This is a genomic window from Mycobacterium sp. PSTR-4-N (assembly GCF_022348085.1).
Taxonomy (GTDB): Bacteria; Actinomycetota; Actinomycetes; order Mycobacteriales; family Mycobacteriaceae; genus Mycobacterium.
The window spans coordinates 1-10,665 of record NZ_JAKRFN010000042.1; the positions used below are offsets into that span (position 1 = coordinate 1).

The window sequence follows — 10,665 nt, forward strand, 5'->3', positions numbered from 1 at the left end:
TCCTGTTGAGTCACTTGGTAGGTAACTCACTGACCACTACGCGATGGCCCACCCCAACAGCGTCAACGACACACCCAGCACCGTCGTCCCCGCCCCCCGAAACTCCACCACGCTAGGGGACTTATCCACCCTGCGCGGCCGAACCGGCGGTATGGGTGAGTGCCTGGACCTCACCCGGCGGGGCCGCCCCGCGGCTGCCCGACGTGTCGGAACCTCATGCGCTGATCCGTGCCGGGACGGCCGGCGGCAACGGGAGAGTGCTCGCCGTCCCCACCCTCGTCCGTGATCCGAGGGAGCCAGGAGGGTTCGCTGTGCTGATCAACGGCGCGGAGCCCGAAGCGCCGGCCCGGCCGGTTGATCTCCCCGGCCAACCCGGATCCTTGATCGATCTCGACGTCACGGACATCGAAGACACCGACGCGCTAGCGGATGCCCTTGAGGACGTACTTGCGCCCGAAGGTCCACTGCTCTTGAGGCTGGTCGGCATGCTCGCACCCGGAGTGCTACTCCCGGGGTTCAGCGGACCGCACCGGAATCTTCCGCCTGAAGTCGTGCTCGATCTTGATTCCCTGAGCTTCGCCACGCCGTCCGTAGATCCGACGGACCGCAGCGCTCGCGCCGAATTCCTTCGAGCGATGGCGTACACCAACACCACTGAATTGCATCAGCATCAGACCACCGCGCTCGGACTGGCCGCCCTCAATGCCTCGCTTCAGGGGGCGTGAAGCGTGCGTATCGACCAGGTCATCGGAATCGCATTCGGCCCATTCCGTGGCGAAAAGCTGCAATTCACACCGGGTCTCAACGTTGTGCATGGCCCTAATGAGGCAGGCAAATCCAGTTGGTTCAACGCTACCTATGCGGCCCTTTCCGGCCGGCGCAAGTATAAGGGCAGAGGCAGCGCCGCCGAGTCCGAGTACAAGAACCGACACAAGCCGTGGTCCGGCTCGAAATGGGCTGTGGGGCTTGTCGTCACGCTCGACGATAACCGCACACTGACGATCGCCCAGGACCTGGCGAAGGGTGAATGGACGATTGTCGACGGATCGACTGACCGGGCAGCGCCCGAGAGTGAATTGCTCACGGACGGAAGCTTGGATGGCACCCGTCTCCTGGGCCTCAATCGCCTGTCGGCGCGGTCGACCATCTTCACCGGCCAAGCAGACATCCTTCGCGTTCGCGAGGACGCCGGCGAGCTTCAGGAGCTTCTGGAGAGGGCCGCATCGACGGGAGCGGCGGATGCGACGGCCGACGCGGCGCTCGCATGGCTCAAGGAACGGCGCGCTGAATGGGTGGGAGTGCCGCACGGAAAGAAGCCGCTTGCCACTGCTCGCGCTGCGCTGAACGCCTCACGATCGCTAGCGGAGATGCAACGCGACGATCTCTCCGAGCTCCTCGAAGCTATTGCAAACCGGCACAAGCTGGTCGCGCCGCTGGAAAAGGCGCGGGCAAAGGTCGAACTCTCCGGACGTTTTGCCAAGTGGCAGAGCGTGTATGAGCTGCGAGACCGTGTCGAGAAAGCCGAAGCGCTGTCCATCAGGGTGTCTGAAACAAGCGAAGCGGACCTGGTTGTCGATGAGGACAAAGTCGCAGCCGCTACCAACGCGCTGGTGGTGTTCGACCGCGGGACCGATGTGGTGCCACTAGGGGAGGGGCCTACCGCGGCTGAGCTGCAAGCCCAAATCGACGAATTGCCCCTAGCGCCGGAGGGTGATCGCGAGCCGCGTCAAGACGTTATCGACGCCCATAGTGAACTAGTCAAAGCGCAAACAGCACTCGACACCCACGCGCAGACCGCGCCGCCCTCTGTCGATACTTCTACCTCGACAACACTTTCTCCCGATGAGTTGCGCACTCTCGCTAACGTTCTTGCGCAATCGCCACCTGAGGTTGACATGGCCGCGGTCGCAGCTTTCCAGCAGGATAGGGAACAGCGAACTGCGCAGTTAGCCGCCATGCGGACCGAAGTCGATCAGCTCGATGCTAGGTATCGACAGGCGAAGATCGACTACGACGCGGCCGTCGAAAACAGGGCAATGGCGCTCGAGTTGGCCGCGCTCCATGCTATTGAGCGATCGGCAGCTGACGATGTCATCGCTGCCAGCCGCAGACAAGTTGACCTCCTTTCAGGGGCGCTGTCGGCGCAGGAAGCTCAGGCCGGGGTGATGGCTCAGGAGGTCGCGCTTCGCCAGCACCAGGAGCGCGTTGGTGCGGCGCGAGCTCAGGTAGAGGCAGAATCCATCGACGCTGATCCAGATGTTTTGAAGCGTCTCGCTCGCGAGATCGATGCCGCGGGCGTGGCGCGGGTAGCGGCGTCGAAGCACGCGGACAAAGCTGGGGAGTTTGAAGCCGCGCGCAACGAGCGCGTCCGGGCACTTGCGAGCCTGCTCGGTGACGAGAGACTTTTAGAGATCACGAACGAGATTGTCGCCCAGACACTACGAAAGTTCACCGAGTATGTCGAGGCTTGCAAGCAGCGTGCTGAGATCGCCCAACAAGCCGCTCGTCGCGCAGACCTCGTCGAGGCGCGGAGCCAGCGGCTACAGCTCGAAGCGAATCACCAGCAGGCTCTTTCGATCCGCGAAGCTCAGGGACGCGAGGTGGTCGAACTCGCTGCCGCGCTCGGATTGACGGCGGAGCCGCTTGAGACGGCCGTTGAACAGCTGCGTGGGTGGATCAGTGAGCAAGACGCGAAGCGCGCGCGGTTGACCCAGCGGAAGACGGACGTGGCTCTGCTCGAACAGCTGCTTGGAGGTCGCGAAATACACGACCTGCAATCGGATCTCGCGGCGCTGACTGCAACAGCCGGTGACGAGCCAGAGGAGCCGCTGCCACCGGATCTCAACGCGTTTGTCGAGGACGCAAAAGCTCTCTACGACAGGATGATCGACCTCGACGGACAGCTCAAGGGTAAGATCCAGGCCCTCGGTAGCGCGCTTGGGTCGGTGGCTGAGTCTGTGGAAGAGGAGGCCGACGCGGAGCGGGCGGTGTCTCAGGTTGAGATGCTGGCGTCATGTCTCGACGCGGCCGCCGGCGAGCTTGAAAACGCCAAAGAACGAGCGAACGCCTCGATCGCACCCGCTCTCGCAGAACGAATGCGACCTTGGCTCCCGCGGGTGACTAATGGTCGGTACCGTGATGTCACTGTCGATCCGGCCGATCTGACAATTCAGGTGACGGAGAAGACCGGTCAAGTGCGGCAGGCGGATCGGCTGTCTTTAGGCACTTCCGAACAGATTTACCTCTTGCTGCGGGTGACACTTTCGCAAGTTCTCTCCGGCGGTGTCGAGACTGCACCACTCATCTTCGACGATGTCACTACCCAGTCCGACAACACCCGCACCCTCGCGGTGATGGAACTGCTTCACGAGCTCAGCGCGAAGCATCAGGTGATCCTCTTCTCCCAGGAGGATGAGGTGCTCGCCTGGGCGCAGGAACATCTCGATCCTTTGCGCGACAAGCTCGTTCAGCTGCCGGCACCATGATCGGGAAGCCGACTGCAAGAGGGGATTAGGCCTGAGCGAAAGAATTCGACCGCGCACCGCGGGTGCAAAAGCGTGTTGCGATCGTTGGCGATGCACTCATCGGCGGTCGGAGCCGCCACCCTCAGTGAAGTAGTTCTCGATGCGCACCCTCTCCTCACCCGACCACCGGTACGCCGTCAGCTTCCCGCCCTTGACCGCGCTGAAGTCGACACACGCGGTGTAGTCGGTCCAGTCCAGTCCGTGCTCGGGGCGGCCCTGCCGCCAGTAGTGGCCATAGAACACCGGAATCTGGCCGGTGTAGGTGTACGTGTGCTCGTCGGCCGGGACCTCCAGCTCGGGTAGCGCAGGATACGGCTCACCGGACATCGTGGTGAAGTTGCCACCCATCTCCGCGAGACCACGCAGAGTGTGTCCGCTGCTGTTCCACCACTGCATCCGGGCACTGTCTCGCTCGTGACCGTCCTTGTCCCGGTACGGCTCCTGATCGTGAGCCGCCAGACTGATCTCTGGGCCCTTCAGCAGTGTCTCGACTGCCTCGTAGAGATCGTCCTTCGGATCGCTGGCTGCGACGAGGTGCTCGACGTTCGCGAACGGCGCGTTGGAGCCGCATCGCTGCTCGACCACCGCCATTGAACCCTCATGCCAGCACGCATGAACCACCCGAACACCACCCAGGTCGAGCCAGAGTGGCAGCGTCGTGAACCATTCCAGATATTCGTCGCGGTCCGCACCGGTCACCTGCTCGAGAAATGCCTTGTGTTGGCTGGCATTCTTCTCTGACCGCTCGTCGTCGGGATCGTCGTGCGGACGTAGGAACTTCCCACTGCCTTGCGGCCACTCCGTGTGATAGGCCAGCGCATTGAACTCGTGATTGCCCATCACGATCTGCGCGCTGCCCGCATCGACCATCTGCTCGACTAACCGCAGCGTTTCCAATTGCTGGGTGCCGCGGTCGATCAGGTCCCCGACGAAGATTACCTGCCGGCGCTCATGTCGGTACTCACCACCCGTGCCCGCCCGCCGGTAGTCCATCGCGGCCAGCAGCTCCTCGAGCTGGTCGGCGCAACCGTGGACATCGCCGATGATGTCGTACCCCTCGTAGGTCGAAGCTGTCATCGTTCCCCCTTCTTCATCGTGAACATCAGAACTTCTCAGGCACTATGCGCCGCAAGGCTTCCCGGAACGCAGGATTCGGTGCTGCCGACGGCAACACGCCCTGCACGGCCTGCAGCGCCTCCTCGGGCGAAACACCCTGCAGCCGCGCGCCGTAGAGTGCCCCGACGCTGGGTGTGCGACTGAGCGCCTCGACGCAATGCACCAGCACGGTCCGGCCGTCACGGCGGAATCGCTCGACCGCCCTCACCGCCTCCAGCAGCACGAACTCCAGATGCGGGTTGTCATCGGCATCCGGCCGGTCGATCAACCGCACCTCCACGTGCGGGATGTCGCGGCGCACGTCGTCGTCACCGATCCGGCACAGCGACACCACCGCGTCGACGCCGTCGGGCAGATTGCGCAACGCGCCGATGCCGCCCAGCAGGACCTGATCGTCGAACGGGTGCGCCACCAACGCGCCGACCCGATAGCCCGGATAGCGCGGGTCGAACTGGTCCGGCTTGCCGCCCCGCGCGATCAGCCGCGCCATCGTCGCCAGGTCCCGCGCCGACGCACCCGGCCAGCCGTGCAGCTGCGCGCGCCATTCCAGCGGAACCGCCGACGCCCCATGCGCGGCACCCAGCAATCCGCCGGCGATCGCGGCCACGGTGTCGGTGTCGAACCCCGCCCGCACCGCCGCGTCCAACGACAGGCGCAGATGATCGGCTCGGAACACACCCGACGCCGGATCGTCGGTGGGTACCGGCGTCGTCGCGATCGCCGACCACGCCGCCTGCAGCGCGGACACCACCCAGCCGTTGTTCGGGAAGTCCGCCGGCCGCGACGTCTCGGCGACCTCGAGCCGCTCGGCCCACACACCGCGGGTCTGCGGGCCGAGGTGGCGCAACCCCACGCGGACATCCAGCTCGCCCGTCAGCACGGCGTGACGAATCGCGCTGCACCACAACACACATGCGTCACCCGCCTCCGGGTCATAGTGCGTCAGCACGCTGAGCGACCGAGCCGCCCGCACCAACGCGTCCTCATCGTCGAGGTAGGCCAGCGCGACCGGCGCGGTCCGCATCAGCGATCCGTTGCCCCCGCTGCGCCCGCTCCGACGGTGCAGGTGCTCCGCCGCGGCGCGCGCCCGCTCGGCGGTGATGACGTCACCGATCGTCGCCGACCGCAGCACCGAACCGGTCTGGATGCCGACGTCCTTCGCGCCCCGGGACCACCCGCGCCACCGCGTGACGATGGCGTCCTGGGCGGCCTCCTCACGTAGATCGGCTCCCGTGGCAGCGACCTCGGCGATGGCGATGGCCATCGCGGTGTCATCTGTCCACTCGCCAGGCTCCCACGGACCGCCGCCGGCCATCACAACGTCGAGCTCCGGGCCGCGCGGAAGCTGGAATTCGTAGGGCGCGCCGAGCGCGTCACCCGCCGCCGTCGCCAGCAGCACGCCTTCGATGCGATCATCTCGTGATGTCATGTCAGACCACCCCCGTCTCAGAATTAGAGCAATTCTGCGCTAATTAGGTCACTGTACGCTAAGCCCCTGACATGAACGCTTACCGAGACAGCAGCGGCCGGACGCTGACCGACTACCCCCGCCCGTCGGTGGCCGTCGACACCGCGGTGCTGGCGCTCGATGAGCGGCTCGGGCTGGTCGTGCTGCAAGTGCGTCGGGAGAACCGCCGGGGGTGGGGGCTGCCGGGAACATTCCTGCACGAGGGGGAGAGGCTCGCCGACGCGGTCGAGCGGTCACTGCGGGACAAGGCCAACGTGTCCGGTCTGCATCCGCGGCAGCTGCACGTCTTCGACGAGCCCGACCGCGACGACCGCGGCTGGGTGCTCTCTGTCGCGCACGTCGACGTCGTCCAACCGGACCGGTTGGAGAGCAGGTTCGCCGACGACACCCGCTTGATGCCGGTGGACGCCCCAGGCCGCCTGCCCTACGACCACGTCAGCATCATCGCGCGCGCCGTCGAGCATCTGCAGAGCCGCTACGCCCAGCAGCCCGATCCGGACGACCTCCTCGGTGAGGAGTTCACCATCCGCGACCTGTGGCTGGTGCACCAGCGCGTCGCTGGACGCGAGCTGCAACGCGATTCGTTCCGGCGGGCGATGGAACCGCAGCTGGTCGCGACCGGCGCGGTGACCCGCGGCGGCCGAGGCCGACCGGCCGAGCTGTTTCGCCGGATCTAATTCCTGCTCTTCACGATCCGGGGGCGCCCTCCCTAGGAATTGCTCACGGATCTCGACCCGGAGGAATGCGGGATGGCGTTGCGCGAGAGCCAGTTCGGAACCTCTTTGAGTCCGATGCTTCCGTCCTGCACGCGCTGAGCGAACAGCTCGGCAGGGTCTGCGCCGCCACTGTCCCCACCCAGGGCTTTCAGTAGGACGGCTATGTCGTCGGCCTCCACCCACTGAGCCTGGTGGTACGCGTCGACCGGCCAGTGCCCGTCGTCATGCGTGCTCAGTTCGAAGAAACCGTCCTCGGGGCTGTAATAGGCGTAGGCCGAGTAGTCGTCGCTCGTCCCCGTCACCGGATTGGATGTCGTTCCCGCGTGCAAGCGAATCCCACGACCGAACGTGGGGACCGGACGCTTGCCGCTCGCGGCGTCGGCGGACTCATCGGCCTGCGTCACGGCATCTCCTCGTGCTCGCTGCGTACGCCGTCGTTGTCGTTGATCATGCTCACCCCTGTTGATTGCATTGTCTGCGACAGAACGGTTCGGCGGATCGGTTTGCGCGGTCAGAGTGGCCGGACTGGGCCGAGCAGTCGGTCGAACGCATCCCGCGAAGCTTCCGGGCCGCCCGGATGCTCTCGCGTCCAGACCGTTACCGGGACATCCGCGAGAGGAGCGAAGCGCGCGGCAAGCCTGGGGTATTCGGTGCGACGCCAGTCGCGCAGGCGCGCATCGCCGCGGGCGAACTCCGTCAGACGCGCGACCTCCTCGCCGCGGACATGAGGCGGAGCGTCGGCGCGAACTCCGACGCCGTGCATCAGGCTGTGCCGGCCGAGCCGCAACGGTGCGAATCCCGACACCTCGGCGATCTCTGCGTTGACGGCCCGGCAGTCCTGGCACGCCAGCCACGCCCAGCGCGATGGACCGCCGGCTGTGGCGCGGAAGCAGACGATGCAGAGGTCGTGCTCGCGCGATACGTCGACGCCGTCCCAGCGCACGGGATTGTCTTCGCAGCGGCAGGACTGCCAGCGCGGCTGTTCGCCGCGTCGCACGGGGCCTCGGATGCCGCCGCACGGGATGTGGACGGAGAGCACGTCGACGTGCCGGCGCACCGCGGCGTCGGTGGGAGTGATGATGTGGTCCGGCATCTTTCGACCCTCTGGCGACGCCGCGTCCGGGCGTCCACCGCTTGCACGCCGGAGCGTGCCGGCTCTTCCCCTGGGGCACCGTGCGGTGTTGCGCGGTTGCCGGGACGACGGGCCAGGTACCCGAACAGTCGTCCGCTCGTGAGCTCCATCAGTGTAGGGAAGGGGTGCGACACGGGAGCCGCTTCTCGACATCGGTGTCTCAAGCCCTCGCTACCATCGGAGCAACTCGAGGGGGAGCGACGCATGACCATCACCGCGTCCGAGACGCCACGGCTGGCCAACGGGGCCGAGCGCAAGGTGTGGCAGGCCCTCATCGATCAGCTCGAGCCCGGTGACCTCGTGATCCCGGGCAAGCGGGTCACCGACCATCTCAAGGACCACGAGGTCGACTTTCTCGTTGCGATCGAAGGCGCGGGCATCGTGTGTGTCGAGGTCAAAGGCGGCGAGGTGTGGCACGACGGGGAGACGTGGTGGCAGCGCCGCGGCGGTCACATCCACAAGATCAACCCCGTGCGCCAGGCGCGCGAAGCGTGCTACGCCCTGCGTGACTTCATCGAGAAGGACCCACTGTGGACCCAGAAGAAGCGGTTGCGGTGGGACCACGTCGTCGTACTGCCCAACACCGATCTACCCGAGGGCTTCGCGCTGCCCGACTGTCCGCGCTGGAAAGTGATCGACCGCACCGACCTGCCCGACATCGGCGCCAAACTGCGCCACATTCTCGTCAGCCAGGAGCTCGATCGGCCCCTGCTCACCCGCGACGGCATCGCCGAACTCGCCGACGCACTCAGCGGCCGCGGCCTGCCGCAACGCAGCGTCGTCGCCCGAGCGCTCGAAAACGAAGACGCCGCAGACATTCTCACCGAACACCAGTCGGTCATCCTCGACGCGATCAAGCTGCTCAACCGGGTGGAGATCCGCGGCGGTGCCGGCAGCGGCAAGACCTTCCTGGCGATGGAGCAGGCGCGCCGGCTTACCCGCAACGGCCAGCGCGTCGCGCTCGTCTGCTACTCCCACGGACTCGCGTCGTATCTGGAGCGCATCACCGGCGCCTGGAACCGGCGTCAGCAGCCCGCCTATGTGGGTGAGTTCCACGACCTGGGGAAGAAGTGGGGTGCGCCGGAAGGCCCCGACGAATCTCTACGCACCGACGAGACCGTGCAGTTCTGGGAGCATGACCTACCGCGCCAGATGGCCAAATTGGCAGCACAACTCGAGCCCGGGCACCGGTTCGACTCGATCGTCGTCGATGAGGCGCAGGACTTCGCAGACGCGTGGTGGGACCCGCTGCTAGCGGCGCTGAAAGACGACGAGACCGGCGGCATCTATGTGTTCACCGACGAGGGGCAGCGCGTGTTCGACCGGCACGGCTCCCCGCCGGTGCCGCTCGTGCCGCTGATCCTCGACCACAACCTGCGCAACACGCGTCAGATCGCGAACGCGTTCCAGCCCCTGGTCGACCATCCGATGCGGTTTCTCGGTGGGGAGGGGCCGGCGGTCAGGTACGTACCCTGCTCGCGCGATGACGCGATGGACGCCGGCGACGACGAGGTCGACGCGCTGCTCGACGAGGGGTGGCGACCCGAGGACGTCGCCCTGCTCACGACCGGCAGCCGCCACCCCGAGCAGCGTGAACGCCAAGCCGCAGGTAGCGCTGCCTACTGGGATAGCTTCTGGGACGCCGATCAGGTCTTCTACGGACACGTCCTCGGGTTCAAAGGTCTGGAGCGGCGCGCCGTCGTGCTCGTAGTCAACGAGGAGTCGGCGTTCGAGCGTTCCCGGGAACGCCTCTACGTCGGATTGTCCCGTGCGCGTGACCAACTCGTCGTTTGCGGTGACCCCGACTTCCTGCGGGCGGTCGGGGGACCGGATCTGGCGCGGCGGCTGAACATTCCATGAGCGAGGGTCAACACATCATCGAGATGGACTCCGATCTGTATGAACGGGTCGCCGCAGCAGTGCAGCCGGGGGACGAGATCGAGACGATCGCCAACAAGCAGATCAATCGGATCGCCGCAGTTGATCGGCAGGGCGTTGACGTCGAGACGGCACGGTCCGGGCGGCTTGCAACCGGCCCGCAGCACGTTCCTGCCTGGATGATCGTGCGGGCGTGGGAACACCTCCGCCGAACTGGAGAGCTCAGTCAGCCCTATCTCCTCAACGAGTTGAATGTGAAGAGGTCGGCCTTCGTCTGCGCGCTCCTGGCACTCTTCCCGGATGTCGTGGTGCGATCACATCGCCCTGTTGTGCTGAAACTATTAAGCGAGTCCGACTCGCAAACCCTCAAGGTGTGGTGACCGCCGGCTCATTATGCTCAGAACATGGACGCGGGGCGGATCGAGGAGCCTGAAGCGCTGTCCGCGCGTGAAAAAGTGCTTGTCGAAGGTCAGCACGATTGGGTGAAGCTGTGGGATGTGCATCGTCATATCGCTGAGGAGAATTCGTCGGCGGCTCTCATCGACGTCCAGCGCAAAACCCTTGCTCTGGTGGAATCCCTACTTCGTGAGCAATTGGCCGAGGTCGGCGGATTGAGAGATCACGGTTCACGATTCGAGCCCTGGATGTCCGATCTGACCGAGACGATGAAGCGGCTCACGGTGGCATACATCGACAACTTCGACGGATAAGTCCCCTAGCGTGGTGGAGTTTCGGGGGGCGGGGACGACGGTGCTGGGTGTGTCGTTGACGCTGTTGGGGTGGGCCATCGCGTAGTGGTCAGTGAGTTACCTACCAAGTGACTCAACAGGA

10 protein-coding genes and 1 riboswitch are annotated in these 10,665 nt (G+C 65.5%); of the genes, 6 read left to right on the top strand and 4 right to left on the bottom strand.

All coding sequences use genetic code 11. The features are described 5' to 3' along the window. The first annotated feature begins 311 nt into the window (after positions 1 to 311). Both MHN84_RS29260 and MHN84_RS29265 read left to right on the top strand, forming a co-directional pair. A complete protein-coding gene (locus tag MHN84_RS29260; protein WP_241207949.1) occupies positions 312 to 725 on the top strand; it encodes a hypothetical protein in 414 nt (137 codons plus the stop codon). 3 nt (positions 726 to 728) lie between these two features. Continuing rightward, the gene (locus tag MHN84_RS29265) at positions 729 to 3,485 is read left to right on the top strand and encodes an AAA family ATPase (RefSeq protein WP_241207950.1); all 2,757 of its coding nucleotides are present in this window, start codon (positions 729 to 731) and stop codon (positions 3,483 to 3,485) included. A gap of 96 nt (positions 3,486 to 3,581) precedes the next feature. Here the strand turns inward: MHN84_RS29265 and MHN84_RS29270 are convergent, their stop codons facing one another. Together MHN84_RS29270 and MHN84_RS29275 are read right to left on the bottom strand one after the other, a co-directional pair. Further along, positions 3,582 to 4,601: a metallophosphoesterase gene (locus MHN84_RS29270; RefSeq protein ID WP_241207951.1), complete on the bottom strand. Its 1,020-nt coding sequence runs from the start codon at positions 4,599 to 4,601 to the stop codon at positions 3,582 to 3,584. Between the two features lie 25 nt (positions 4,602 to 4,626). Further along, positions 4,627 to 6,069, bottom strand: coding sequence for an ADP-ribosylglycohydrolase family protein (locus tag MHN84_RS29275; protein WP_241207952.1), 1,443 nt, complete (start codon positions 6,067 to 6,069; stop codon positions 4,627 to 4,629). A 71-nt stretch (positions 6,070 to 6,140) separates the two neighbouring features. Between MHN84_RS29275 and MHN84_RS29280 the strand changes: the two genes are divergently transcribed. Continuing rightward, positions 6,141 to 6,785, top strand: a complete 645-nt coding sequence (locus MHN84_RS29280; protein ID WP_241207953.1) for an NUDIX domain-containing protein — start codon at positions 6,141 to 6,143, stop codon at positions 6,783 to 6,785. A 32-nt stretch (positions 6,786 to 6,817) separates the two neighbouring features. Here the strand turns inward: MHN84_RS29280 and MHN84_RS29285 are convergent, their stop codons facing one another. Together MHN84_RS29285 and MHN84_RS29290 are read right to left on the bottom strand one after the other, a co-directional pair. After that, complete coding sequence (locus MHN84_RS29285; RefSeq protein ID WP_241207954.1) at positions 6,818 to 7,228, bottom strand: hypothetical protein; 411 nt, start codon at positions 7,226 to 7,228, stop codon at positions 6,818 to 6,820. A gap of 107 nt (positions 7,229 to 7,335) precedes the next feature. Continuing rightward, positions 7,336 to 7,917 (bottom strand): hypothetical protein, encoded by a 582-nt coding sequence (locus tag MHN84_RS29290; RefSeq protein ID WP_241207955.1) that lies wholly within the window; start codon positions 7,915 to 7,917, stop codon positions 7,336 to 7,338. A gap of 32 nt (positions 7,918 to 7,949) precedes the next feature. After that, positions 7,950 to 8,061: riboswitch (SAM riboswitch) on the bottom strand. A 99-nt stretch (positions 8,062 to 8,160) separates the two neighbouring features. On the opposite strand from MHN84_RS29290, the gene MHN84_RS29295 reads away from it, so the two are divergent. From MHN84_RS29295 to MHN84_RS29305, 3 genes are read left to right on the top strand one after another with little or no spacing between them, the layout of a single operon-like run. Then, a complete protein-coding gene (locus MHN84_RS29295; RefSeq protein WP_241207956.1) occupies positions 8,161 to 9,816 on the top strand; it encodes an NERD domain-containing protein in 1,656 nt (551 codons plus the stop codon). Then, entirely contained in the window at positions 9,813 to 10,214 is a 402-nt protein-coding gene (locus MHN84_RS29300) for a hypothetical protein (protein ID WP_241207957.1), read from the top strand. Before MHN84_RS29295 ends, MHN84_RS29300 begins: the two co-directional genes overlap by 4 nt. 24 nt (positions 10,215 to 10,238) lie before the next feature. Further along, positions 10,239 to 10,544, top strand: a complete 306-nt coding sequence (locus tag MHN84_RS29305) for a hypothetical protein (RefSeq protein ID WP_241207958.1) — start codon at positions 10,239 to 10,241, stop codon at positions 10,542 to 10,544. Positions 10,545 to 10,665: the final 121 nt, after the last annotated feature.

Bases quoted from the DNA above. Each gene is read 5' to 3' on its own strand.
- MHN84_RS29270 (WP_241207951.1), bottom strand. From the start codon at position 4,601: ATGACAGCTTCGACCTACGAGGGGTACGACATCATCGGCGATGTCCAC.
- MHN84_RS29275 (WP_241207952.1), bottom strand. From the start codon at position 6,069: ATGACATCACGAGATGATCGCATCGAAGGCGTGCTGCTGGCGACGGCG.
- MHN84_RS29280 (WP_241207953.1), top strand. From the start codon at position 6,141: ATGAACGCTTACCGAGACAGCAGCGGCCGGACGCTGACCGACTACCCC.
- MHN84_RS29290 (WP_241207955.1), bottom strand. From the start codon at position 7,917: ATGCCGGACCACATCATCACTCCCACCGACGCCGCGGTGCGCCGGCAC.
- MHN84_RS29295 (WP_241207956.1), top strand. From the start codon at position 8,161: ATGACCATCACCGCGTCCGAGACGCCACGGCTGGCCAACGGGGCCGAG.
- MHN84_RS29300 (WP_241207957.1), top strand. From the start codon at position 9,813: ATGAGCGAGGGTCAACACATCATCGAGATGGACTCCGATCTGTATGAA.
- MHN84_RS29305 (WP_241207958.1), top strand. From the start codon at position 10,239: ATGGACGCGGGGCGGATCGAGGAGCCTGAAGCGCTGTCCGCGCGTGAA.